Raw genomic sequence first — 26,121 nt, forward strand, 5'->3', positions numbered from 1 at the left:
ACAAGGCGAATTGACGCGTCAATAGCTAGCCTATTGTAAGTCGATTCAACGCAGTGAGCAGGGCAAAGGACTGTTTGAAAGGCATTTATTATCCCGAGCTCAGGTTACTTAGTACTGGCTTTACTGTTCACTTTAGAGCCAATTACAATACCTTTTTCAGTAAAATCGACAGACATGTTTAACCGCATGTCATAATCTTTTAATGCCGATAATTCTGCTGGCATTGGCTCACCGCTCATTTCAATCATGTCGACTAATGGCATAAACATTTTTTGATAATCAACTGCAAAATCAAAGAAACCATTGGCGTCTAATGTTTGCTTATAAAGACCATCAGCCAGCTCAGTGCCTCTGTCGCCCGTGTAAACGACGAGGTGATTACCTTTTATCGCCATTTTTGCGCTGACACCATACTCAGGCGGCAACATTAACATTGGCGTAATATCAACAGGATCGCCATTGTCTTTAAGATCAACACTCGCCAAAGGCGGGAAGAATGGTTTAGCCATATCAATTAACATCATCGGTTTTTCAGCCGAAATACTGATTAACGCATCAAGCTTCTCAAAGCTGGGCTCACCATTGGTTTCGGCTAACTTATAGTCTGCCAAGGTGACACTCATGCCTTTAACGCCATTGGCCATGCCGGTCATCATACCGACCATTGCTGGGTTTAAGTCATCTAACTCACCTTGCAGTTGCGCAAGGGCTTCGCACTGATAAGATGGCGTTTGTAAGTCTTTCCATATTTCATTTAACGCTGGCGCTAATTGATTAACATCCATGCCTAAACCTAGCGATAAAATGTTTTCGTGGTCGTTATTATTAAACGATGGAATAAAGCCGCGCATTTTGTTCAACGCAGACAGAATCACCTGATTATTACTTTCAACGACAACAGCAGCATCAATAGTGCTTTCTGCACGGCTAATCGAATAACTGTTAAGCCCCATTACAGTGCGAGGCCAATTGGCAGCAATTGCAGCAAACTCGGTTTGGCAAGTCGGCGTTTTAAACTCAGCCAGTGGATCTTCGCCTTGTATCTCAGCCATTTTGCTAATTTGTTTAGCAAGCATGTTGCCGTCTGTGGTGGTTAGCCCTTTAACTAGTTCAACATGGTTAATAAAGCTAATGCTGTCTTGCATAAAACCATGTGCGCTCGCGATATCTTGCAACATCGTGGTACCACTGAGTGGATTATCGACTTTTTTCTCGCCCAGTGCAGTTTCAAGCAGCGCCACATCATTAACTGAGGTGTTTAATGTAACCGTTAACCATCCTTGCTTTTCAGCAAAAATAAGATTGATTTGTTCTTTATCATCAGCATCGGTTAGTGCATAGGCGCGATATTCACTGCCACCAGCGTTACCCTTGGTATGAACTAAACCGCTTTCTTGCTCGGCACGGTCAAGCTCTAACCAAAATGCAGCAGGATTACTGAGCTGAGTTTTCATGACAGGTAATGCACCGAGTGTGTAGAAATAGCTTTTTATCGAATCGGCTAAACCATAAGTGCTCAGCAATGCATCCGGAGTAGGCAGCAATGTCATGTATTGCTTATACAAGCTTACAAAGAAACGCTCTTGTGGGCTTGAGCTGTCGTCAATTTGCAGTAACTCATCCAAACCTTGAGCCTGATAATTACCCGCAATGCTATACAGATAGTCTTTTAGTGGGAATGGCGCTAACTGTCCAGAAAACGCCAATGTGTCTGCGGGGATGTAATCCAGCATGGGGTCACTTGTACCCACTGATGCACCTTGTTGTGTCAGTAAATATCCACCAGCACCGACGGCTAATACTACAGCAGCAATTGCCATTTTATTCATCTATAAACTCCAATTTATATGTCTGGTAACTCTTCCTTGAAATGAGTTAGCGTTAAAATTTTTAAGTACGAATTATCAATTACACCGATAAACAGCGGATTAATCTAGCATTAATTAAGTCATTTAGCATCTGCAGAGGCTCGACAACAAAAAAATAAACAAAATAATAACAACTAAATTAGACGGTAGGCGGAAAAACTAAATGATGACATAAGAAAGTGAAGGTAAGTAAGTGAAGGTATTAACACGTTACCCGATAACCCATGTACATCAGGGTTATCGGGATTAACTCAATTGATTACTTATTACGCTAACAAGCCAATCAACGTGCTCGAGGATGCGAGCGAAGCTTTTGAAGGTACGTGGATTGCAAAAACAACCCCAAAACGTCCACAAAAACCGTCTACGGGAACGTATTAATTTAGACTATTATCGGCATCGCTGCATGAAATTTAAATAAAATTTAACCTATTTGTGGTTGGCTATTTCGCTAGGTCGCCACGCCATCTTAGCTCAACTCAGGGCAACGCCTGATTAATTCTCATCTTTAACAAATAGCAATGTGCGCCAAGCGCTAATAGAATCGATAAAATTCAGACTTTTGAATGAGATGCCATTACACATAAAAATGCCACCCTAAAATACATCAGGATGGCATTCATAACAGACGAGAAAAGATCACAAACTGAGGCTGTTACCTCGTTTAAATATCAAAGTGCAACCCACACTCGCGCTTTAAGCCATTAAAACGGGTTTCTTCTTCAGTCATCCCTAACTCAAGCGGCTTGCTAGAGTGGGTATCACCGACCGACACATAACCTTGCTCCCATAACGGATGGTAAGGCAAGTCATGCTCAGTTAAATACATGTGCACATCTTTATTGCTCCACTCAATGATGGGCAGCAACTTAAAGCGTTTACCACTGATAGCCAATATAGGCAACGCCTCACGTGTGCTCGACTGGCTACGACGCAACCCCGCAAACCAGGTGCCGACATTCAATTCAGCTAATGCACGCTGCATAGGTTCAACTTTGTTGATGCGGTTATATTTTTCTAAACCATCAATGCCCTGCTCCCACAGCTTACCAAAACGGGCTTCTTGCCACGCCTGAGTTTGCTCAGCCTGGTAGACTTTAAGGTTGAGGTTTAAGCGCTCGGTTAACTGGTCAATAAACTGGTAAGTTTCAGGAAACAAATAGCCAGTGTCGGTTAAAATAACCGGAATATCGCTTTGCGCTTGCGTCACCATGTGTAACATCACCGCGCCTTGGATCCCAAAACTTGACGATAACGCATGTGCACCTGGCAAATAGGCCAAGCCCCAAGCCACTCGCTGCTGCGCCGTTAACCCCGCCAAAAACTGGTTAATGTTTTCCAATGCTGCGGTTTGCTCAGCTTTAGGCGCTGATAACAGCGCCTGCAATTGAGCGGGTGTCACACTATGATTGACGGCCGCATCAGTTGATACAGTCGTTACCACTTCATTAGGCATGAAAATCCTTAGCGGCGTCATTAACCGCCTTCACAACGCCAATTCGCACTGTGAAGTTACCAAAGGTTTCGCCAGCATCACGCTCTGCAGCGTAGCGGCCAAACAAGGCATCCAATTCAGCTAAAATTTCAGCTTCTTGAATGTTTTCTTTGTGCATTTTATTTAAACGCGTGCCTTCAAAGCTGGCGCCTAAATACAAGTTATAACGTCCAGGTGCTTTACCTACTAAGCCAATTTCAGCAGCAAATGGACGAGCACAGCCGTTTGGACAACCCGTCATGCGCACCACAATAGATTGCTCGCTAATGCCGTGTTTTGCCTGTAGCGCATCAATATGATCGATAAACTCAGGGAAATAACGCTCAGCTTCAGCCATGGCCAATGGGCACGTTGGTAACGCCACACAGGCAATAGAATGGCCGCGAGTACCACTTAATACTTGCCCCAATAAACCATGTTTACGGGCTAACCCTTCAATTTCAGCTTTATCTTCTGCAGCCACACCTGCAATAATCATATTTTGATTAGAGGTCATGCGGAAATCGCCTTTATGAATTTTGGCAATTTCACGTAAACCCGTTTGCAAGGTTTGACCTGGCATGTCTTTAATGCGGCCACTTTCAATAAATAAGGTTAAATGCCACTTATTATCGATACCTTCAACCCAACCATAACGATCACCGCGATCGCCAATGATCACGTCACGCTTAGGCTCAAATTTAACCCCAGCACGTTTCTCTACCTCTGCTTTAAACGCCTCATAGCCGTGGTCAACAATGGTGTATTTTAAACGCGCACGCTTGCGCACAACACGGTTACCCCAGTCACGTTGAACGGTCATGACGGCTTCTGCAAACTTGGTGACATCTTCAGTTTTAATAAAACCAAAGTCATCCGCTAAACGTGGAAAGGTTTCAACTTCACCGTGGGTTGACCCCATGCCGCCGCCAGCCACTAAGTTAAAGCCAACTAATTCGCCTTCTTCTGCAACGGCAATAAAGCCAAGATCGTTAGTGTAAACATCTACGTCATTATCAGGCGGCACCGCAACAGCCATTTTAAACTTACGTGGCAAATAGGTTTGGCCATAAACCGGCTCTACGGTTTCGGTGCCTAATAGCTTTTCTTCATCTAACCAAATTTCAGCATAGGCGCGGGTGTGCGGTAACAGGTGATCAGATAAATGCTTAGCAACCGCGTAGGCTTGTGCATGCAGCTTTGACTCAACTGGGTTTGGGTTACACATCACATTACGGTTTACGTCACCACAAGCGGCAATAGAGTCTAGTGCGGCGCGATCAAGACCCTGGATCAAGGTTTTTAGATTACGCTTAGGAATACCGTGGTACTGAAACGTTTGACGCGTCGTTAAACGAATGCTGTTTGACGTGGTGAGCGTAGATGAAATTTTATCAACCTCTAACCATTGCTGTGGAGTACAAATACCACCAGGTACACGAGCACGTAGCATAAAGCTATGTAATGGCTCTAGCTTTTGCTCTTTACGCTCGTTACGTAAATCACGGTCATCTTGCTGGTAAAATCCGTGGAATTTAATTAACTGCTGATCGCCATCACTAAACGATCCCGTCACCTGGGTATCTAACCCTTCCTGGATGCTGCCGCGCAAATAATCACTGTCTATTTTTAAATATTCGTTTACTGCTAACTTTTGCTCACTCATGGCCTGCGCCTCTCTCAATTCTGTTCAATTCATTAGTGCGATTGGGTTGCGATAGTAAACTCACAACCGGGTCGAATTTAGTACACGTCTTTTTGATAGCGTTTTTCGCTACGTAGTGTTTCAAAGTATGCTTCGGCGTCATCAGCGCTTAAGCCACCTTGTTCAACCGCAATATTCACTAATGCTTGGTGTACATCTTTTGCCATGCGCTCTGCATCACCACAGATGTACACATGGGCGCCATTTTGTAACCACTGCCACAAGGTTTCGGCTTGTTCAGCAATGCGATGTTGCACATACACTTTATGAGCTTGATCGCGTGAGAATGCGACATCTAGGCGCGATAAGTCGCCATTTTTAAGATACTGCTGCCACTCAACTTGGTATAAAAAGTCTTGCTCAAAATGCGGATTACCAAAGAACAACCAGCTGTTACCCGACACACCGTCTGCAACACGTTGCTGCATAAAGGCGCGAAATGGCGCCACACCCGTACCTGGGCCTACCATAATCACTGGGGTTTGTGGATTTTCTGGTAAACGGAAATGATTATTAGGTTCAACATAAACATTAACCTGCTGACCTTCTTCTGCCGACGCTAAAAAGTGCGATGCGCCGCCAAAACGAGCATGACCTTGACGTTCATCTTCAACCAATGCCACGGTTAAATGCACTTCAGATTCAACCTCTGCTTGGCTAGAGGCAATAGAATACAGGCGTGGTGTTAATGGGCGCAGCATCTCAACAAGCTGCGTTGCACTGACGTTGGCAGGGTAAGCTGCAATTAAGTCAGCTAACTGATTGGATAAAATAAATTGTCTGGTTTGCTCTTTGTCTTCACAAATGGCGGCCAGTTCAGCACTGCCACTCAATTCAGCCCAAGATTTAACAAGGCCTGGATATAACTGAGTTAATTCTTTTTTATCAGTTAATGCCGCTTTTAATGAATAAGACTCTTTTGATACTGTCACTGTTTCATCAGCGTCTAAACCAAGGCCGCTGATCACTTCATCAACTAAGGCTTCGTTGTTACTAAACCACACACCTAATGCATCACCGACTTGATAGGTTAGCCCTGATTCGCCTAAATCAATTTCAACATGACGTACATCACGGTCAGAATCACGGCCGGTAATTTTTTGACTCACCAGCACTTCAGCGCTGTATGGGTTTTGCTTGGTGTATTGGCTTTGACCTGCGGTTGCGGTCGTGCCGATAGCAGTAACGCTAGCACTTGAGGTTTGAATATGAGGCTTAGCAGCTTCTATTACGCTGTCTTGCCATTGTGCAGCGGCATCTTCGTAGTCAACATCACATTCCACTAAAGGTAATAATGCTTTGGCACCTAATGCACTTAAACGCGCATCAAAATCTTTACCGGTTTGGCAGAAAAACTCGTAGCTTGAGTCACCTAACGCCAATACCGAATAGTGTAAGTTTTCTAATTTAGGCGCACGCTTTGAGGCCAAAAACTTATGTAACTCAATCGCGTCATCGGGCGCTTCACCTTCGCCATGGGTACTCACAACAAGTAATAGCAGCGTTTCTTGCTTTAATTGACGTACATTGTACTCGCCCATTGACGTAAGGTTAACCGTATACCCTTGTGCCTGTGCTTTGGCTGCAAGTGCCTGTGCAACACCACGGCCATTGCCTGTTTGGCTGCCATATAAAATGGTCACTGTTTGTGCCGCAGATGTTTCTGCAACTGGCGCCCCTGCTGTTTGGCCCTGACTCGCACTTGCTGCCAAATAACCACTAACCCATGCAAGTTGCACAGACGATAATTCTGATGTGAATTGTTTTAGCTTGTCGACTTGCCCTTGAGACAATGGCGATGCTAGCGCTGAAAGTTCTTTTAACAACATAAGACGGCCTTATAACAGTGTAATGTGAACTAGCTTACTACTAGGTTTAAAATCCAAAAAAGAATAAAAGATAATTTTTTATTCCATTTAGGAATATGCAAAGACGATTATTTAAGCTACAAAAGTGTGGCGGAGTTAAAAGTTTTAAAATTACCTCTATTTAAAACCAAGTAATTAGCCCTTAGGCTCTTGTACCGAACACGCCTCATGTCGCAAGCTAGGAGGTCCAATTAACTAATGAAAAACTATCAAGTTGATTGTTCTCTGAGTAAAACGACATATGTATATGATATCGCTATGTCATAGCAATGCCATTGATTAAATAGTTTACCCGACTTCAATGGCCATATGCTGCACTTTTTCTACCCTCTAGGTGCTCATGTGAAGCAAGTAATACTCTAACGGAATGGCCTATTGATGGGGAAAGCAATAGGCAGTCTTTTTATTAACCACCAGGAAACAGTCATGCAGATTGGAATACCGAGAGAAAGTATCGAAGGTGAAACCCGAGTCGCTGCGACTCCGGCCACTGTGGTACAACTAAAAAAACTCGGCTTTAGTGTGGCAGTCGAAGCACAGGCAGGTGTTAAGTCAAGCTTTGATAATGCCGCATTTGAAGCTGCTGGGGCAGATGTTGTCAACGATGTATATCAAGCAGACTTTATTTTTAAAGTGAATGCACCGTCCGATGAAGAAATTGCAAAAATGAAATCGGGCACTACGTTAGTCAGTTTTATCTGGCCAGCACAAAACCCAGAGCTAGTTGAAAAACTTTCACGTCAAAATATTACTGTGATGGCAATGGACATGGTGCCGCGCATTTCGCGCGCTCAATCGCTAGATGCATTATCGTCAATGGCCAATATTGGCGGTTACCGTGCAGTTGTTGAGGCCGCACATGAATTTGGGCGCTTTTTTACTGGCCAAATTACTGCAGCAGGTAAAGTGCCTCCAGCCAAAGTGCTTGTTATTGGCGCAGGTGTAGCAGGTCTTGCTGCTATCGGTACGGCAGGCTCTTTAGGCGCTATCGTTCGCGCGTTTGATACTCGCTTAGAAGTGGCTGAGCAAATTGAATCTATGGGCGGCAGCTTCTTAAAACTTGAGTTTGAAAACAAAGAAGGCGGTTCATCTGACGGCTACGCTAAAGTCATGAGTGATGAATTTATCGCTGCTGAAATGGCGTTATTTGCCGAGCAAGCCAAAGAAGTCGACATTATCATTACGACTGCGTTAATTCCGGGTCGCCCTGCACCAAAGCTTATTACCAAAGACATGGTCGACACCATGAAACCGGGGTCAGTCATTGTCGATTTAGCCGCAGCAACCGGCGGTAACTGTGAATACACCGTCAGCGGTGAGCGCTTTATTACCGATAATGGCGTTAAGGTATTAGGTTATACCGACCTTCCAGGGCGTTTACCGGCACAGTCATCACAACTGTATGGCACTAACCTTGTTAACTTGATGAAGTTAATGTGTAAGGCCAAAGACGGCAATGCAGTGCTCGACTTTAATGACGTGGTAATGCGCAACATGACCGTGACGCGCGGTGGCGAAATTACCTTCCCGCCACCAGCCATTTCAGTATCAGCCGCGCCAGCAAAACCTGCTGCCAGCGCCGAACCTAAAGCCGAAAAAGTAGAAAAAGCACCGTCAAAACTTAAGTACATCCTAGGAGCGCTCGGGATTGCCGGCTTTGCCGCGGTAGCCTCTGTCGCGCCAGCGGAGTTTTTATCACACTTTACCGTGTTTATTTTGTCGTGCGTTGTCGGCTACTACGTGGTCTGGAATGTCTCTCATGCGTTACACACACCACTGATGTCGGTCACTAACGCGATTTCAGGCATTATTGTGGTAGGGGCGCTATTGCAGATAGGCCAAGGCTCTGCCCTTGTTACTGCACTTGCGTTTGTTGCGGTGCTTATCGCCAGTATTAACATCTTTGGTGGCTTTACCGTCACTCAGCGTATGCTGAAGATGTTCCGTAAAGATTAAGGGGTAATATCGTGTCTCAAGGACTGGTTACAGCATCTTATATCGTTGCCGCGGTATTTTTTATTCTCAGCCTAGCTGGGTTATCAAAACAAGAAACGGCTAAAAACGGTAATTTATTTGGCATTATTGGTATGGCGATTGCGCTGGCAGCCACCATACTCAATCCTGCTACAAGTGGCGTAGAATGGATTATTCTTGCCATGGTCATTGGTGGTGCAATAGGTATCCGCTTAGCATTAAAAGTTGAAATGACTGAAATGCCAGAGCTTGTCGCTATTTTGCACAGTTTTGTGGGATTAGCTGCCGTATTAGTAGGCTTTAATAGCTTTATTGATATACATCCACAACAAGTGTCTGAAATCGTAGTGGTATTAGGGCAAGACCTGAACACGACGCTCGCAACCGCAAAGGCTGCCTTTGTTGAAGCCAATCAAGCGCAACAAGCCGAGCACTTAACTGGTGCAATGCTCAACATTCACCTAGTTGAAGTGTTCTTAGGCGTGTTTATTGGCGCAGTCACCTTTACCGGTTCGATTGTAGCCTTTGCTAAGTTACGCGGGCTTATTTCATCAAAAGCGTTAATGTTACCCCATCGCCATAAGCTTAACTTGCTAGCGGTAGTGGTATCATTCATTTTAATGGTGATGTTTGTTCAAGCTGGCGGCGCAATCACGCCACTCATATTGATGACCTTAATTGCCTTCGCATTTGGCTGGCATTTAGTGGCTTCAATTGGCGGTGCAGATATGCCTGTAGTGGTGTCAATGCTGAACTCATATTCAGGTTGGGCAGCTGCAGCAGCAGGCTTTATGCTGTCAAATGACTTACTGATTGTGGTCGGCGCACTAGTGGGCTCATCGGGTGCGATTCTGTCTTACATTATGTGTAAAGCAATGAACCGCTCGTTTATTTCAGTCATTGCAGGTGGTTTTGGTAACGACAGCGCTGCCGCATCGGGCGATGATACGGTTGGCGAATACCGTGAAACCAGTGCTGAAGATGTCGCTGAAATGCTAAAAGCATCAGACTCAGTCATCATCACACCGGGCTACGGAATGGCAGTTGCGCAAGCGCAATATCCTGTTGCAGAAATCACTAAAAAGTTACGTGCATTAGGCATTAAGGTTCGCTTTGGTATTCACCCTGTTGCCGGGCGCTTACCTGGCCACATGAACGTACTGCTAGCAGAAGCAAAAGTGCCTTACGATATCGTGCTCGAAATGGACGAAATCAACGAAGACTTTAGCGACACTGACACAGTATTAGTGATTGGCGCCAACGATACAGTTAACCCTGCAGCGATGGAAGATCCAAATAGCCCCATCGCCGGTATGCCAGTACTTGAAGTGTGGAAAGCGCAAAACGTCATTGGTTTTAAACGCTCAATGAACACAGGTTATGCCGGTGTACAAAACCCATTGTTTTTTAAAGACAATACCCAAATGCTGTTTGGCGATGCCAAAGACAGCGTAGAAGCGATTTTAAAAGCACTGTAGTCCATCACTAGCGTAAAAAATACCAGCGTATTCGCTGGTATTTTTTTAGTTAAAAGTTAGTTAAACTAAATAAAGTGACTTTAAAGGATTAATGGTTATTGATGGCATTGCAGGATAATAAAACCCCACAGCAGCTTGAACTTGAGCAATGTAAGCTCAAGATTAAACAACTAGAGCGTGAGAATAGCCATCTTACCTTAGTAAACAAGCGCATTAACGAGCAACTCAATGCCGCACTTGACGGTACAGGGCTGTGCCTGTGGGAGCAACATATACCCAGTGGCAACCTAACCATTTTTAATCAGCAATGGGGACATTTACTTGGTTTCACCCGCCAAGAGCTCCCGGCCCATATCAGCAGCTGGAAAAACAACCTGCACCCTGAAGACAAAGACTGGGTAATTGAAGCATTCGACAATCACATTGCGGGCAAGTCTGAAACCTACGAGGCTGTGCACCGGATGATCCACAAAGATGGTTCTGTGGCATGGGTATCAGACCGTGGCCGGATCATTGAATACGATATCAATGGCAAGCCATTGCGTATTATGGGGACACACATAGATGTCACCAAAGAAAAGCGTTACGAAGCAGATTTAGCCAAATTGGCTCACCGCGACCCGCTCACTAACTTGCTCAATCGTACCGCGCTAGTCAACGCCTTTGAGCAAGAAAAACAACAACAAAAAAAACACCACCTTGGTGCATTATGCTTTATCGACCTTGATGGCTTTAAAATCATCAACGACCATTTAGGTCATCGTTATGGCGACAGTTTACTGATCCATATTGCCAAAGCGTTAACCCGTTTATGCCAACAGTTTTTTGCACCAACCGATGCCACTACGGAGCAATATCGCTTTCATGTGGCACGCTTTGGTGGTGATGAGTTTGTTATTTTAACTCAATGTAACCAGGTTGAACGGCTCACTGAAATGGCAAACACATTACTGGCCTTATACCGACAACCTATCCAACTTGAAGGCGAAACCATTCGCATTGGATTAAGCATAGGCATCAGTTTATTCGACGAACTCGATGAGTTTGCCAATGTGTGCGAGCAAGCAGACAAAGCCATGTACAGCGTCAAAAAACACGGCAAACACAATGTCTTGTTTTGGTAACGACCCACGAGGCCAATTTCAACTAACGCATACCAATGACCAATATCACGACAACATTAACCTTAACAACACACGCAAGCCATAGTCATCGGGTGAGTTTATTTGACGTTTTAAAGTAAACTCTCGTGCAATTAAACATTTTATTAATATATTGCTGCCCAAAAGCATGTTTATTGCTGCATAATCTGTAACAAACGGCTGTGCTGAGAAAGCAAGCAACTGACCAATAAGAATAATTCTTTATGTTTTTATCACCTTATTTTACTAAGCAAGATCAAAGTGTTTTTATCTCTGCCCAGCAGGCAAGTGACTTTGCCAAAAAAGTGGCTGAAGACTTCAACCCGATACATGACGTAGGAGCCAAACGCTTTTGTGTACCCGGCGATTTACTGTTTGCATTAGTATTAACCGAATACGGGTTAAGCCAAAACATGCAATTTAAATTTGCTGGCATGGTAGGTGATAATGTTGAACTGCATTTAGATAAAAGCGTTACCAGCAAGTTCAGCATTTGCGACACCAAAGGGAAAGAATATCTGCATATTGAACGTCAGGGTGAAGTATGCAAGTGCGATGTACAAACCGCCGCATTTATTAAAAGCTACGTGGCTTTTTCGGGGCTTAATTTTATCCACGTATTAATGCCAATGATGAAGCAACATCAAGTGATGATTAATCCAGATCGTCCATTGGTGATTTACGAAAGCATGTCGTTTCACCTTGACCACTTTGACTTTAGCACCATGAGCCTGCACCTTGTTGACCAAACCCTCGCCATTAATGGCAAACGGGGTGATGTCACCCTCACCTTTGAACTTCAAAGCGAAGGCAAGGTAATAGGCAGTGGTGTAAAAACATTGGTATTGAGCGGTCTTCGTGAATATGACGATGAAAAAGCACAATTATTGTGTGACGCTTATGAAAGCAGAAAACAAGCGTAATGAATACCCCCAAACAACCTGAACACGTATGTTCAAGTTGATTGGGGATAATAAAAACGCGAGCAACGCATTATTGCGCAGCTCGCGTGAATATCATTAATCTGCACCATTTAGCATAAAGTTTGATGCTTACGGTATGGGTAATGATAGTCCGTTGTTTTATTGATCATAGCGCCAATTTAAACTCCGGAGTGTTACTTACAAGGTAAAATGACTTAGTAGTCAAATTTTATGTTTTATGCTCTACGATTGCTTGCCTATGACGCCGACTGCCCCTCTTGTAGCAGTGCTAATGCACTGTGCCCAATCAGTTGCTCAACACATTGGCTCCCAGCCATAGCAAGATGACGCTCAGCGGTCTCTCTTACTAAGTTGAGTGATTTAAGTGTTTTAACACTGTCATCTACATTACCGCACAAACTAAAAAATAGTTTTAACACGGCTTTGCGCTCTGGATGTTGCATCAATGCAACCCAAGATTGCTGTAAAGACTCGAGCGAAGAAAAATCTACACCTTCAATAAAAAACTGCCCAATGCGCTCATCTAAACGCACTAAAAACTCTGTTTTTCGTGGAAAGTGATGACTAATACCCGTTCGACTTACTCCTGTCGCAGCAGAAAGAGTGGTATAAGACATGGCTTCAAAACCAATCGTGAGGATTTGTTTAAAGGCTTCATCTAAAATTTGGTTGACGGTTAACTCAGTTTCAACGCGTGAACGCTTGGCCATAAACTTGGTCTCTCTAATTATTTTTGGAGCAAGAGCTTAACAGACCAAACTAGAAAATTCTGCTAAGAATCAGCAAATTTACAACATTTTTAACCGTACAATATCCAGAAAGTCACAGTAAAACAGAATATTATCGCGATAACGAATGGTTTACCCCTTGAAAATCAAAGGTTATAGAAATTGTCTGACAATTGGTTGTCGTACGGTAAAAAATGACGGTGATTTATTTGAGTTACAAAGCGTTACAAATTACTCAACGGTACTGAATTGATTTTGAAGCCAGTGCTGTGCGGGCGCTTTACCCATCAGCTGTTCCAGCGTAGGTAAAAGCACCTCGATCAACTTAGGTTGACGCCAAAACATATACCCAGGCAAAGGTTGTACAACGCCAGCACCAAAGGTGCGCTGTACCAAACTTGAAAACTCAGCCATATCTCGTGACGACCATGAAGGCATTAACGGAAATACCGCAGCGATAAAATCATCATACAGAATAAAATCCTGTAATTGTGTCACATTGTAGTGAGTTAAAACGACTTGTAACTGAGGAGAGCTCCAGTGAGACAAATTATCACTATCATTAATTAACGCCAGATTACGACGATGAAACTGCTGCCAAGCAAGATCCAAATCTGAATAATGCTGTGCAATTTGCCACAATAAATATAAGTCCGCTAACCACTCATGCTGATACTCAGTTAATGCCCCTGGTAATAGCTTGTTTTGTAGACGAATATTGTGTAAATGGCCAATTTCATGCCAAAGCGTTAATTGCGCCTGTTGCACTAACGGCAGTTGATAGGTTGTTAATCCGATAGAGCCACTTTGTACCAGCACATCTTTCGTTGGATTTACCACAATAATACCCGCAATAACATCATCATCTGCCGACAACACCATCGCACTTTTATAGCCTATCGCGCGCCGGATGGCTTGCGGCGAAAACCCACGCTGTTGCTGTAGGCGCTGCGGTAATAGCTGTAAACAAGTGGTTAATTGAGGCAAATGACAAATTAATGCTCGCTTGATACCAATATCGGTAAAGCGCCCCTGAGAATGAGACAACACAGTGACAACATCGTTAGGCACAGTTGATGATGCGGTAGTTGTCGATAAGGTTTCACTGGCAACGCTTGAGCAGTAACCGATAAGGCCGAGGAATAACCATTGCCAGTGTTTAACCATGACTTATTTTTTCGACATAATATTTTGGATTATCGCTGTGGTTGATACCCCTTCCTCAAACCCTAGCACCTCAACCTTGCCACCTGCTGCAATCACTTCTGCACCACCAGCAATATCTTCAACTTTATAATCGCCCCCTTTCACCAAGGCGTCAGGTAATAAACGGGCAATTATCCGTTGTGGGGTATCTTCCGTAAAAGGCACCACCCAATCGACCGAGGCTAAACCTGCCAATACAGCCATACGGCGGTCAACCGGATTGACTGGGCGACCAGGGCCTTTTAAACGAGTCACAGACTCATCACTGTTAACCGCCACAATTAAACGGTCACCTAATGCTTTTGCTTGCTGTAAATAACTCACATGACCTGCATGTAAAATATCAAAGCAGCCATTGGTCATCACAATACGCTCACCACGTAAACGCGCTTGCTCCATGGCATAAGCTAACTGATCTTCAGTCATCACACCAAAACCTGACTCGCCATGATTGAGCGCCAATGCTTGAATAAGCTCAATACGGCTAACCGTTGACGTGCCTAACTTACCCACAACCACACCTGCTGCAGTATTGGCTATTGCACAGGCTTGCGCCAAATTAGCCCCTGCGGCAATTGAAGTGGCTAATGCAGAAATCACCGTATCTCCCGCCCCCGTGACGTCATACACTTCACGGGCAACAGTAGGAATATGCAATTCAGGCTGGTCTTTGGACACTAAGGTCATGCCTTTTTCAGACCGTGTCACTAGAATGGCGTTAAAGTCGTGTTGCTTAATTAAAGCCTGCGCTTTTTCGATTAAATCAGACTCACTGGTTACGCTACCGACAACCGCTTCAAATTCGCTCATATTAGGCGTGATAAGCGACGCACCGTGATAACGTGAAAAGTCATGGCCTTTAGGGTCAACCAATACAGTCACCCCTTTGGCACGAGCTTTGGCAATAACGTCTTTGGGTTCGTTAATCGCGCCTTTAGCGTAGTCAGACAGCACTAACACATCAACCTTATCTAGCATGGCTTCACTTTGGGCAAACAATGCTTGGCTGCTGGCTTTGTCGAACGACTCCTCAAAATCCAAACGGATTAATTGTTGGTTGCGCGACAACACTCGTAATTTTGTAATCGTCGGTTTATCTGCAACACTCAGCCATTGCGGCTCAACCCCAAACACTTTAACAGCTTGTGTTAGCGCCTGTGCGGTTTCGTCTTGTCCCACAAGCCCAGCTAAATGAACATGCCCGCCCAAAGCTGCAATATTTAATGCCACGTTGGCAGCGCCACCGGGCCTATCTTCAATTTGATTAATTTTAACAACAGGCACTGGCGCTTCGGGAGAAATGCGTCCAGTTGGACCCACCCAATAGCGATCCAACATGACATCCCCAATCACTAAAATACGCGCGTTTTCAAACGCTGGCAGAGAAACCTTCATTGTGTATTCACTGTGTTGCAAAAATTTAACCGCAATTGTACCTAATTTTCATCAGAATAATGAGTTAGAATAACAAATAATTTTTGTGAACAAGACGAGTGAGCTGTGGTCGAAAAAGCCGAATTTTCTTCTAATTTATACCATCCTAAACATTGGCCGATGTGGTTTGGCGTATTATTAATGCGCACAACACTATTACTGCCCTTGCGTTGGCAAATGAAAATGGGCACAAATATTGGCCGTTTAGTTAAAATATTTGCAAAAGGTCGTGTGCACACCGCTCGTCGCAATATTGATTTGTGTTTTCCTGACATGAGCGACACAGACAAACAGCAACTTCTTGACAATACCTTTGAGGAAACTGGCAAAGCATTATTTGACACCATTAATGCGTGGTGGTGGTCAAACGAGCGTGTTCAAAAACACATGACCATAAAAGGCACAGAGCATGTCAGTAACAGTTTAGACAGTGGCAAAGGGGTGATTTTATTTGCCGTGCATTGCTTACCATTGGAAATGGGCGCACGTATTTTTGGCCAATTTGCCCCCGGTATTGGCGTTTATCGCCCCCATAACAATCCAGTCATGGAGTATTTACAAGTAAAAGGCCGCTTGCGCTCTAATAAAGGCCTAGTACCTAAACGCGATGTCCGCCAAATGATCCGCAGTTTGCGTAATCCCGATGTTATCTGGTACACCGCCGATCAAGATTTTGGCCGCTCAAGTGCGGTGTTTATCCCGTTTTTTGCCGTACCAGACGCGGCAACCATTACCGGTGCTACCTCGCTTGCCCGTTTAGGCAAAGCTAACGTGTTGCCTTTCTTTGTTGAGCGTAACGCCGATGACACCGGCTATAATCTCGAAATTATGCCCGCTCTTGACAACTTCCCTGGCGACAACGAAACCGATGATGCTATTCGTGGTAATCAAATTGTTGAGCAATTAATTAATCGCAACCGCAACCAATACATGTGGTTACATCGCCGCTTTAAAACACGCCCAATTAAAGGCTCGCCGTCATTGTATAAGTAATCTTTACTATTAACGCGCCCTTAGGCGCGTTAATAGTATGCACAACAAGCCCATCTGTATTTAGGTCTTTTTAGTAGCAAACTCAAACTCTTGTGATATATGGGACGCTTTAAACCCTGCTGGGTTTTGCATTAAATTGGTCGCGATAAAATCTGCTGCCATGCCAAAGGGCTTAGGATTAATTTGGCGCGTAAACTCGACCCCTTCGGCAGATTTCGCACTAAGATAGTCATAGGCTAAACGATTACACTCAACAACCCAATCGGCTGTGACACTGGCAGCTTCTGTTTTGGGTAGGCAACTTAACCCAATTGAATCCTCATGGTGTGTAATCGACAGCTCAACAAGTTGCCCTTGAGTCGACTGGACATCTTGGTTGTCGGCCTCGGCTAACATTGACATCATGCCACCTAAACCACACACTAACACCGCACTTGATAGTTTCATATTAACTCCCTTTAATACATATTGTTGTCGCGTAAAATATCATCAATATGGCAATAATATATCAACTTAATGATCAACATAATCCCCTGCATAACAATCCATCTATAAATGGGGTATTAATACCATTGCGCATTAATAAGTGACTACTCAGAATGCGTCCAGCGGTTTTTGATTAAGGCGTCGCTATGTAGTCATGGTTGTTCCCTTTCAAATAGCGAGAACGTAAAGCAAAAGCGGCTGGGGCATTCCTTTTTGGCGAGTGTTAAAAGGGCTTACACTGCGTTGCATGACTTCGAAAGAGAATCACTATTCATTCAGTCATTCGCCTTGTTTAAGCCCTTTTAAATTCTCGCAAAGAGATCACTTACTAACGCGCAATGGTATAACCACCGAAAGTATGAATTGCACTTACCACTCTTTATTTACAAAACATCAGCCAACAAAAAGTAACCTGTTTTTACCCGAACCTTTCAGGTAGCGCTTTTGACCATTTTTATTTATCAAGGTGTGATAAAAACAACACATCAACCTCTCTGTCGCACACTTGTATATAAATAATGGCCAACCATTGGCAGCAAAAAACGTAAAAGTTCAGCAGGCGCTATAGATTTCCCTTACAAAAAATCACATATGTCATGCAATGGCTTTTTATCCGTCGCATGCTGTGGAATGGTGGCTTCAGCAGCAGGGTAACCAGCAATAATGAGCATGTAGGGGCGCTCATTGTCATTGTCTCGGCCACATACTTTACTCAAAAAACTCATTGGCTTGGGCGTATGAGTTAAAGTAGCAAGTCCTGCATAATGCAATGCCTGAATTAAAAAACCGGTCGCTATTCCGACAGACTCATGCACATAGTAATTGGTTTTTTGTTCACCCTCATCCTCACTGCGTTTTTGACTAAACACCGCAATCAACCAGGGCGCGTGCTCTAAATACGGTTTATTCGCATCTGTGCCCAACGGTTTTAAAGCAGTTAACCACTCTTCACCAGCACGACCAGCATAAAAAGCTTGCTCTAATGCCTCCGCTTGCTGGCGAATTTGTGCTTTTATCTCAGGACGACTAATCGCCACAAAATGCCAAGGTTGGTGGTTAGCGCCGTTAGGGGCGGTGCCAGCGGCCAAGATGCACTGCTCAATAATTGCTTGAGGGACTGCGCGATCAGAAAATGATCTTATCGAATGGCGTCGTTTGACTTGCTGGTAGTTGTCTTGTGCGCGTTTAAGCATTTCATCTTGCGGGTATTCTATAAAATCGGTCAAAGGCAAATGCGCAGTCATAGTGTGTCCTTGTGTGTTGAATCGCACATAGCTATTCAATCGGTGCTAAAAATGTTAAATCATAAGCTAACAAACACACTCAAAAATGCTATCAAAATATTCTTGTTGAAAGCATTCCTCCGACAGATTAGAGTCAATGTCATAGTTATTTTTTGTTCAACTGTAATAAAGGACTATATGATTGCAGCAATAATGGGAGCTACTGGCTTAGTCGGTAATGCGTTACTCAGTCTATTAATAGAAAGTGAGCAGTACAGTAAGGTCATAGTATTAGGCCGCTCAGCACCCGCACTGGTAGATCATCAATTTGGGGCTGAAAAAGTACAATTTATTGCCTGCCAAATCGATGAAATACATGAGTTAACCCTAACAGACACGGTCGACCATGCTTTTTGTTGCCTTGGCACAACCATTAAGCAAGCCGGAAGCGAAGAAGCATTCATACAAGTAGATAAACTTGCCGTTGTTGCATTTGCAACCTTATGTCATCAACAGCGCAATCCCAAACTTAAGTTTATGGTGGTCACAGCCCAAGGAGCAAATGCCAAGTCAAACCTCTTTTATAACCGAGTTAAAGGCGAGGTAGAGCAGGTTCTTATCGGATTACACTTACCTGTGTTAACAATATTTCAACCCAGTTTACTGTTAGGCGATCGCCAACATAACCGTTTACTTGAAGGCATAGGGCAATCATTGTTCAGCGCTTTATCATGGATGTTTATTGGACCTCTTAGGCAATACAAACCCATTAGCGCCTCAGTGGTTGCGGAGTCAATGTACCAGAGGGCGCTGGCCTCTCAAATTGCACCTAAGGTACAGAAAGTCACGAATTTAATGATGCATAAACAACATCATTAACAATCTGTTCTATACTGAGAACCGTTAACTAACCTCAACTCTGGATAAGAGATGTATTGATAACGATATAAATCAATAGATTGACTAAAATCCACTGTCAAGCTTGTAATTTGTTTTGCTAACAAGGCGAATTAACGCGTCAATAGCTAGCCTATTGCAAGTTAATTCAACGCAGTGAGCAAGGCAAAGGACTGCTTGAAAGGCGTTTGTTATCCAGAGCTGAGGTTAACTACATAACGCTTACAACCAAACCGTTGTTTAGATGGAGAGAAGCATGAGTGACAATGATTATTTAACTTTAGATGAAGTCTGCAAAATACTCGATAAAAGTCCTACAACGATCAAACGCTATGCTCGAGAGAATCTGTTATCGAGTGAGCAAAACGGTGAAGAGCTGAGTTTTAATAAAGATGAAGTAATGCGCTATTTGGCTTTTTCAGAACGTTTAGGTTAGTTCTGTGTTATCAGAAACATAAAAAATCCCCAAGCACTTAACGCGCTTGGGGATTGTTATTTGTGGCGCAGATTAATCAACCTGAGCCTGGGATAATAAATGCCTTTCAAACAGTCCTTTGCCCTGCTCACTGCGTTGAATCGACTTACAATAGGCTAGCTATTGACGCGTCAATTCGCCTTGTTAGCAGAACAAATGACAAGCTTGAAAGTGAAAATGGGTAACATGTTGATTTTAAATAGTATAAGTTCATCCCTTATCCCGAGCTCAGGTTAATCACCAAAATCATCGAGTAAAATGTTTTCAGACTCAACACCGAGACTTTCTAGCATCGCGATAACAGAGGCATTCATGATTGGCGGGCCGCACATATAAAACTCGCAATCCTCTGGCGCTTTATGCTGTTTTAAGTAGTTCTCATACAACACATTATGAATAAAGCCCGTGTAACCCGTCCAGTTATCTTCTGGCAGTGGATCAGACAGTGCAACATGCCACACAAAGTTATCGTTTTCGGCGGCCAGCTGATCAAAATCTTGCTGATAAAACACTTCACGGGTTGAGCGAGCACCATACCAAAAGCTCATTTTACGCTTAGTTTTAACACTTTTTAATTGGTTAAAAATGTGCGAACGCATTGGCGCCATACCCGCACCACCGCCAACAAACACCATTTCGGCGTCGGTGTCTTTAACAAAGAACTCACCAAAGGGCCCTGAAATAGTCACCTTGTCGCCGGCCTTTAAATTAAAGATGTACGACGACATTTTACCTGGTGGTAAGCCTTCTTTTGGCGGGGTCGCTATACGCACGTTAAGCATAATGCGGCCCTTTTCGTCTGGATAGTTTGCCATTGAGTAAGCACGTAAAACATCTTCATCCACCTTAGACACCAGGTCAAATAAACCGTATTTAACCCAGTCATCACGATACTCTTCAGGAATGTCAAAGTCGGCATAACGCACTTCATGAGCTGGCGCTTCAATTTGAATATACCCACCGGCTTTAAATAGCACTTCTTCGCCATCGGGGATTTTTAACAGCAATTCTTTAATGAATGTCGCCTGGTTATCGTTTGAAATAACCTCACATTGCCATTTTTTAACCCCAAATATTTCCTCGTCAACTTCAAGCTCCATGTCGGTACGCACCGCAACCTGACACGCTAAACGACAACCTTCTTTGGCTTCTTTTTTAGTGATATGGTCAAGCTCAGTAGCCAAAATATCACCACCGCCCGATTTAACTTTAACCCGACATTGGCCACATGTGCCGCCACCGCCACAGGCAGAAGGAATAAAAATTTGTTGCCCTGCTAATGCACCCAGCAACTTGTCACCCGCAGGCGTTCTTACACTTTTAGTGGCGTCACCGTTGATGCCAATTGTGACATCTTCGGTGCTGACCAACTTACGTTTGGCGAGTAAAATCACCATTACTAGCATGCATACCACAATAGTAAACATGCCTATACCTATTGCCATTTCCATTACATAGCCCTTCTTATCAATGCGTTATAACGTGATGCCAGCAAAAGACATAAACCCAAGCGCCATCAAACCTGTGGTAATAAAGGTAATGCCAATACCTTGTAAACCATCAGGAATAGCATGAAACTTCATTCGCTCACGTAAGCCTGCAAGTAATACAATCGCCATCGCCCAACCCACAGCCGAACCTGAAGCAAATACCACAGATTCGGTTAAGTCGTAATCGCGGTTAGCCATAAAAATGACCCCAGCAAAAATGGCGCAGTTTACGGTTAATAACGGTAAAAATATTCCCAGTGACTGGTATAAAGTCGGGATGTAACGGTCTAAAAACATTTCTAAAATTTGCACTAGTGCGGCGATCACCCCAATAAAGGTAATCAGCTGCAAGTAGCTTAAATTCAGGTCAGCAAAGCCAGCCCAGGCTAATGCTCCTGGGGCAAGAATATTGACGTAAATGATTTGATTTAATGGCACCGCAAGCACCATTACCACAATCACGGCTATCCCTAAACCAAAGGCGGTAGACACCTTTTTAGACACCGCAAGAAACGTACACATGCCCAAGAAGAATGACAGGGCCATGTTGTCGATAAATGCAGCCTGGATAAATAAATTAATATAGTGTTCCATGATGCCTCCTTAACTGCGCTTACGCTGAACGACTTTAATGGCCCAAATCATCACGCCAATTAAAAAGAATGCACTTGGCGGTAACGTGAACATTTCGTTCGCTAAATACCAACCACCGTTTTCGATGGTAGTGAGTATGTCATGACCAAATAAACTGCCACGGCCCAATAATTCACGAATAAAAGCCACGCCCATTAATATCAAGCCGTAACCTAAGGCATTACCTAGGGCATCAACTAAGGCTAAATGCGGTGGATGCTTCATGGCAAAGGCTTCGGCACGCCCCATGATGATGCAGTTAGTAATGATTAAACTCACAAACACAGATAACTGCTTTGACAGTTCATACGCAACGTCTTGCAGCACCATATCAACAATAATGACCAATGAGGCAATCACGGTCATTTGCGCAATAATACGCACACTGTTAGGAATAAAGTGGCGGATGCTGGAGATAATTAAATTAGAAAACACCAGTACAAAGGTTACGGCTAGGGTCATTACTAATGCCGTTTGCATTGAGTTACTGACCGCCAGTGCCGAACACACACCAAGCACTTGCATGGCCACTGGATTATGTTCAAATATTGGCGATGTTAAAATCTCGCGAATAGAAGTGTTATTACTCATTTACTTACCCTCCGCGGCAATCGCATGTAGATAGGTTTGATATCCTTCAACGCCAAACCAAAACTCAACTAGACGCTGAATCCCTACACCGGTACGGGTTGCACCACTGACACCATCGATACCGTGAACATCACCTTCTTTAGCGCCACCCTTAATGACTTTAATGGCCATTTTGCCTTTTGCATCAAACAGTTTTTTACCCTGCCATAACGCCAACCATTGTGGGTCGGTAACAAAATCGGCAATCCCTGGGGTTTCACCGTGCTCATAAAACACGATATTTTCTATGGTGTTAAGGTCAGGTTTAATCGCCATATAGCCATAAATAATCGACCACAAGCCTTTACCGTAAATCGGCATCACAATGCTTGATAACTGCCCCTGAGTGTCATAAACCTCAAAAATACGCATATCTGTCGCCATGGTTTTAATTTTGGCGATGTCTTTTTTAGGCTTTGTTGATGTTTCAGGATTAATGGCGGCCATCCGCTCGTCATAGTCGAGCAAGTTGTCTTTTTCTGTGACTTGGCCGCTGGCCAAATTCACCATTTTTGGTTTAACACGCTGCGCAAACAAATCGCTAAAGTCACCCTGGCTAATATCTATGCCAGCCGCTTTTAATACAAACTGCTTCACTTCATCACGTTTTTTAGCCAGCTTACGCTCTTTTAATACCTCGGCGGTACCGGTGATCATAAACGAGCAAATTAAGCTTAAAACGATAATAAATATCATCGTTCCCGTAACGGTATCTTTTTTAAAGGCCATGACGTTTTAGTCTCCGTTTGATATTGGCTTGAGCGACTAAGTAGTCGAACAACGGTGCCCATAAATTGGTAAACAAAATGGCTAACATAATGCCTTCAGGCATTTTGGCATTGAGTAAACGAATGACTATGGTCATCAAACCAATCATAAAACCATAAGCAAACTTGGCGGTGCGGGTGTATGACGCGGTAACCGGATCGGTCGCCATAAACATCATCCCTAAGGCAAAACCACCTGTCACTAGGTGCCATGTCCACGGCATAGCTGACATTGGGTTTCTGCTTGAGCCAAAGTAGTTAAACAGCACTACGGTTAAGATCATCCCAACCATCACGCCAGCCACTACACGCCAATCAGCAACACGCGTCAGCAGTAAAATACCGCCACCGATTAAAATCGCTAAGGTGCTGGTTTCACCAACAGAACCAGGCGTAAAACCTAAAAAGGCATCCCACCATGTACTGTCGCTAAACACGCTAAACCATGTTGTATCAACAAAGCTGAGCTTTTTAGCCACTGTCAGGCTTAAGGTGGTTGCGCCAGAATAGCCATCTACCGCCACAAACTGACTTAATGCCACCACCTCAGTTGGGTAAGCAAAATAAATAAATGCATAACCCGCCAACGCAGGGTTTAAAAAGTTATACCCCATGCCGCCAAACATCTCTTTGGCCACCACCACGCCGAAACTCAGCCCCAATGCCACAATCCATAATGGTGTCGAAATCGGCAAAATGAGCGAAAATAATAGTGCGGTAACAAAAAAACCTTCGTGCAGTTCTTGGCGGCGTATTTTGGCAAATACCACCTCCCACACGAGGCTCACCACCAATGCCGTGAGGTAAAAAGGCACATAAAAACTGGCGCCATAGGCAAATAAACTGATTAAGCCCGAGCTTTCCGTTAACGGGCCAAACAGCAAGTGATAAATGGCCAGTTGCCATACTTCTGGTTGCGCAGCGCCGGCCATAATGGCCACCTGAGCTTGTAGGCCCAAGTTGTACATACCAAATAACATGGCAGGGAATAAACACATGCCCACAATGTGCATGGTGCGTTTAACATCAATGGCATCACGAATATGCACATGGCCTTTAGTGCTACGGCCATTGGCAATCCATAACGAACGCAAGAAGCTACGCATCGAGTCGCCATGAGCGTAATAGCTCTCTTGGCTGGGCTTTTTCTGTTGCTGACTCATTAACCTTCCCTCTCGATAATATCTAGGCAAGCACGAAGTTCTTTACCAAAGTCATATTTTCCTGGGCACACAAAAGTACATAGGGCTAAATCTTCTTCGTCGAGCTCTAATGCGCCAAGCAGCTGTGCTTCGTCGGTATCACGTACCACTAAATCACGTACAAGTAAGATGGGTAAAATATCTAATGGCATAACATGGTCTAGCTGACCAAAAGCCATCATGGCGCGAGGTGAGCCCCCAGCATGAGTGGTAAAATCAAATAATTTTTTAGTGCGGCTAAAGCCAGACATCATGATGCCGGTAAGCGAAAACTTATTGCTGTCATGACGCACCCAAGGTAACACCGCTTGACGGTCATTCTCGGTCAGTACGCTCACTTGATTATGGAAACGGCCAAGATAATCATAAACACCTTGCGCTGTATGGCCTGACAATAACGACCCAGACACAATGCGTGATTGGCGCTGATCAATTTCGGCGCCGACCCATTCGCTTAACTTAGCGCCTAACTGAGTACGCACTAAACGCGGTTTTAATACATTTGGGCCAGCAATTGCCACGTAGCGTTCGGTATACAGCTCACCCGTTAAAAATAGTTTGCCAAACGCAATCACGTCTTGATAACCCAGGTGCCATACCTGACGCTCAATACTTGCGGGCAATAAATAATGAATATGCGTGCCAACTAAACCAGCAGGATGCACTCCGCTAAAACGCTGCACACTAATAGCAGATAAATCGTAATCTTCGCTTGATTCAAGCAGTGACTCACCTGCGTCTTGGCATAAATACACTTTACCGGCAGTTAATATGCTTAACACATACAAACCCGCCTGAAATGCTTGCGGTTGCGTGGCAATCACCACCCGAGGGTCTGCCGCTAATGGATTGGTATCTATAGCCGTCACAAAAATCCCAGCAGGGCTGGCGTCAAGTTGAGGCACCCGTGAAAACGGACGCGTTCTAAACGCGGTCCATAAACCACTTTCAACCAAAGCTTGTTTTACGCTTTCAAGGCTTAAGCTTGTTAATGCTTGTGGCTGTATTACAGTGGCCGTCGTTTGCTCGGGATCACAGTCAATCACCACTGACTGTAAAACACGGCGCTCACCCCGATTAATTGCAGATACAACCCCACTTGCAGGAGCCGTAAACCGCACTCCGGGCGTTTTTTTATCTTCAAATAAGGTTTGGCCTTTGCTAACACGATCACCTACTTCAACCATCATGGTTGGTTTTAGGCCAACATATTCTTCACCAATTAATGCCACTTGCGTGGAGCTCATTGGCGCGCCATCTATTTGCTGTAGTGGTTCACCAGCAATCGGGATATCTAGCCCCCGTTTAATGGTTATCACTGGGTTTGCAGCACCAGACATGTCATTCACCATCTAAAAAATTTCGATAGCTTATGGTATATGTTTGCAACTGCTAATATATGAACAAAGATCACACTCCCAGTGCAGACTGTAATTTTGAAACATCACCTAATGACAAATTTGTGAAACAGATCAATCTATCGCTAAAAGCAAAATTGCCTCAT

Annotated in this window: 22 protein-coding genes; 7 read left to right on the forward strand and 15 right to left on the reverse strand. The window is 44.1% G+C overall.

Translation table 11 applies throughout. The features are described 5' to 3' along the window. Positions 1-104: 104 nt before the first annotated feature. The 4 genes from L2703_RS16850 to L2703_RS16865 all read right to left on the reverse strand — a co-directional run bounded on the left by L2703_RS16850 (position 105) and on the right by L2703_RS16865 (position 6,876). Complete coding sequence (locus tag L2703_RS16850) at positions 105-1,829, reverse strand: hypothetical protein (protein ID WP_248972232.1); 1,725 nt, start codon at positions 1,827-1,829, stop codon at positions 105-107. 703 nt (positions 1,830-2,532) lie between these two features. Further along, entirely contained in the window at positions 2,533-3,324 is a 792-nt protein-coding gene (locus tag L2703_RS16855) for a phosphoadenylyl-sulfate reductase (protein ID WP_248972233.1), read from the reverse strand. Next, positions 3,317-5,008, reverse strand: coding sequence for an assimilatory sulfite reductase (NADPH) hemoprotein subunit (gene cysI / locus L2703_RS16860; RefSeq protein WP_248972234.1), 1,692 nt, complete (start codon positions 5,006-5,008; stop codon positions 3,317-3,319). Before cysI ends, L2703_RS16855 begins: the two co-directional genes overlap by 8 nt. 77 nt (positions 5,009-5,085) lie before the next feature. Continuing rightward, a complete protein-coding gene (locus L2703_RS16865) occupies positions 5,086-6,876 on the reverse strand; it encodes an assimilatory sulfite reductase (NADPH) flavoprotein subunit (protein ID WP_248972235.1) in 1,791 nt (596 codons plus the stop codon). A 465-nt stretch (positions 6,877-7,341) separates the two neighbouring features. Between L2703_RS16865 and L2703_RS16870 the strand changes: the two genes are divergently transcribed. The 4 genes from L2703_RS16870 to L2703_RS16885 all read left to right on the forward strand — a co-directional run bounded on the left by L2703_RS16870 (position 7,342) and on the right by L2703_RS16885 (position 12,432). Beyond that, positions 7,342-8,871 carry a Re/Si-specific NAD(P)(+) transhydrogenase subunit alpha gene (locus L2703_RS16870; RefSeq protein ID WP_248972236.1) on the forward strand — a complete coding sequence of 510 codons (1,530 nt, stop codon included), beginning with the start codon at positions 7,342-7,344 and terminating at the stop codon, positions 8,869-8,871. Positions 8,872-8,882: 11 nt separating this feature from the next. After that, positions 8,883-10,367 carry a Re/Si-specific NAD(P)(+) transhydrogenase subunit beta gene (gene pntB, locus L2703_RS16875; protein ID WP_248972237.1) on the forward strand — a complete coding sequence of 495 codons (1,485 nt, stop codon included), beginning with the start codon at positions 8,883-8,885 and terminating at the stop codon, positions 10,365-10,367. A 101-nt stretch (positions 10,368-10,468) separates the two neighbouring features. Continuing rightward, positions 10,469-11,491 carry a sensor domain-containing protein gene (locus L2703_RS16880; protein ID WP_248972238.1) on the forward strand — a complete coding sequence of 341 codons (1,023 nt, stop codon included), beginning with the start codon at positions 10,469-10,471 and terminating at the stop codon, positions 11,489-11,491. Positions 11,492-11,733: 242 nt separating this feature from the next. Then, on the forward strand, positions 11,734-12,432 hold the full coding sequence (locus tag L2703_RS16885; RefSeq protein WP_248972239.1) for a DUF3581 domain-containing protein: 699 nt from the start codon (positions 11,734-11,736) through the stop codon (positions 12,430-12,432). Between the two features lie 257 nt (positions 12,433-12,689). On the opposite strand, the gene L2703_RS16890 is transcribed toward L2703_RS16885, so the two are convergent. The 3 genes from L2703_RS16890 to hldE all read right to left on the reverse strand — a co-directional run bounded on the left by L2703_RS16890 (position 12,690) and on the right by hldE (position 15,782). Then, positions 12,690-13,163 (reverse strand): TetR/AcrR family transcriptional regulator, encoded by a 474-nt coding sequence (locus L2703_RS16890; RefSeq protein ID WP_248972240.1) that lies wholly within the window; start codon positions 13,161-13,163, stop codon positions 12,690-12,692. A 249-nt stretch (positions 13,164-13,412) separates the two neighbouring features. After that, positions 13,413-14,348: a hypothetical protein gene (locus tag L2703_RS16895; RefSeq protein WP_248972241.1), complete on the reverse strand. Its 936-nt coding sequence runs from the start codon at positions 14,346-14,348 to the stop codon at positions 13,413-13,415. A gap of 3 nt (positions 14,349-14,351) precedes the next feature. Continuing rightward, a complete protein-coding gene (gene hldE, locus L2703_RS16900) occupies positions 14,352-15,782 on the reverse strand; it encodes a bifunctional D-glycero-beta-D-manno-heptose-7-phosphate kinase/D-glycero-beta-D-manno-heptose 1-phosphate adenylyltransferase HldE (protein WP_248972242.1) in 1,431 nt (476 codons plus the stop codon). Positions 15,783-15,887: 105 nt separating this feature from the next. Between hldE and L2703_RS16905 the strand changes: the two genes are divergently transcribed. Continuing rightward, on the forward strand, positions 15,888-16,814 hold the full coding sequence (locus tag L2703_RS16905) for an LpxL/LpxP family Kdo(2)-lipid IV(A) lauroyl/palmitoleoyl acyltransferase (RefSeq protein WP_248972243.1): 927 nt from the start codon (positions 15,888-15,890) through the stop codon (positions 16,812-16,814). Positions 16,815-16,874: 60 nt separating this feature from the next. On the opposite strand, the gene L2703_RS16910 is transcribed toward L2703_RS16905, so the two are convergent. Continuing rightward, on the reverse strand, positions 16,875-17,261 hold the full coding sequence (locus L2703_RS16910; RefSeq protein WP_248972244.1) for a hypothetical protein: 387 nt from the start codon (positions 17,259-17,261) through the stop codon (positions 16,875-16,877). A gap of 614 nt (positions 17,262-17,875) precedes the next feature. Next, positions 17,876-18,544 carry a nitroreductase family protein gene (locus L2703_RS16915; protein ID WP_248972245.1) on the reverse strand — a complete coding sequence of 223 codons (669 nt, stop codon included), beginning with the start codon at positions 18,542-18,544 and terminating at the stop codon, positions 17,876-17,878. Positions 18,545-18,721: 177 nt separating this feature from the next. On the opposite strand from L2703_RS16915, the gene L2703_RS16920 reads away from it, so the two are divergent. Then, positions 18,722-19,402, forward strand: coding sequence for a Rossmann-fold NAD(P)-binding domain-containing protein (locus tag L2703_RS16920; RefSeq protein WP_248972246.1), 681 nt, complete (start codon positions 18,722-18,724; stop codon positions 19,400-19,402). A gap of 274 nt (positions 19,403-19,676) precedes the next feature. Next, on the forward strand, positions 19,677-19,856 hold the full coding sequence (locus tag L2703_RS16925) for a helix-turn-helix domain-containing protein (protein WP_160053462.1): 180 nt from the start codon (positions 19,677-19,679) through the stop codon (positions 19,854-19,856). 272 nt (positions 19,857-20,128) lie between these two features. On the opposite strand, the gene nqrF is transcribed toward L2703_RS16925, so the two are convergent. Genes nqrF through L2703_RS16955 form a run of 6 tightly spaced genes read right to left on the reverse strand, consistent with a single transcriptional unit; the run spans position 20,129 to position 25,957 of the window. After that, entirely contained in the window at positions 20,129-21,346 is a 1,218-nt protein-coding gene (nqrF, locus tag L2703_RS16930; RefSeq protein WP_248972247.1) for an NADH:ubiquinone reductase (Na(+)-transporting) subunit F, read from the reverse strand. A gap of 24 nt (positions 21,347-21,370) precedes the next feature. After that, positions 21,371-21,979, reverse strand: a complete 609-nt coding sequence (nqrE, locus tag L2703_RS16935; protein WP_248972248.1) for an NADH:ubiquinone reductase (Na(+)-transporting) subunit E — start codon at positions 21,977-21,979, stop codon at positions 21,371-21,373. Positions 21,980-21,988: 9 nt separating this feature from the next. Beyond that, on the reverse strand, positions 21,989-22,609 hold the full coding sequence (locus L2703_RS16940; RefSeq protein ID WP_248972249.1) for an NADH:ubiquinone reductase (Na(+)-transporting) subunit D: 621 nt from the start codon (positions 22,607-22,609) through the stop codon (positions 21,989-21,991). After that, positions 22,610-23,377 (reverse strand): Na(+)-translocating NADH-quinone reductase subunit C, encoded by a 768-nt coding sequence (locus tag L2703_RS16945; protein WP_248972250.1) that lies wholly within the window; start codon positions 23,375-23,377, stop codon positions 22,610-22,612. Next, on the reverse strand, positions 23,367-24,578 hold the full coding sequence (locus L2703_RS16950; RefSeq protein ID WP_248972251.1) for an NADH:ubiquinone reductase (Na(+)-transporting) subunit B: 1,212 nt from the start codon (positions 24,576-24,578) through the stop codon (positions 23,367-23,369). Before L2703_RS16950 ends, L2703_RS16945 begins: the two co-directional genes overlap by 11 nt. Further along, complete coding sequence (locus L2703_RS16955; RefSeq protein ID WP_248972252.1) at positions 24,578-25,957, reverse strand: Na(+)-translocating NADH-quinone reductase subunit A; 1,380 nt, start codon at positions 25,955-25,957, stop codon at positions 24,578-24,580. The genes L2703_RS16950 and L2703_RS16955 overlap by 1 nt, the downstream gene beginning before the upstream one ends. Positions 25,958-26,121: the final 164 nt, after the last annotated feature.

Source organism: Shewanella basaltis (assembly GCF_023283885.1).
Taxonomy (GTDB): Bacteria; Pseudomonadota; Gammaproteobacteria; order Enterobacterales; family Shewanellaceae; genus Shewanella; species Shewanella basaltis.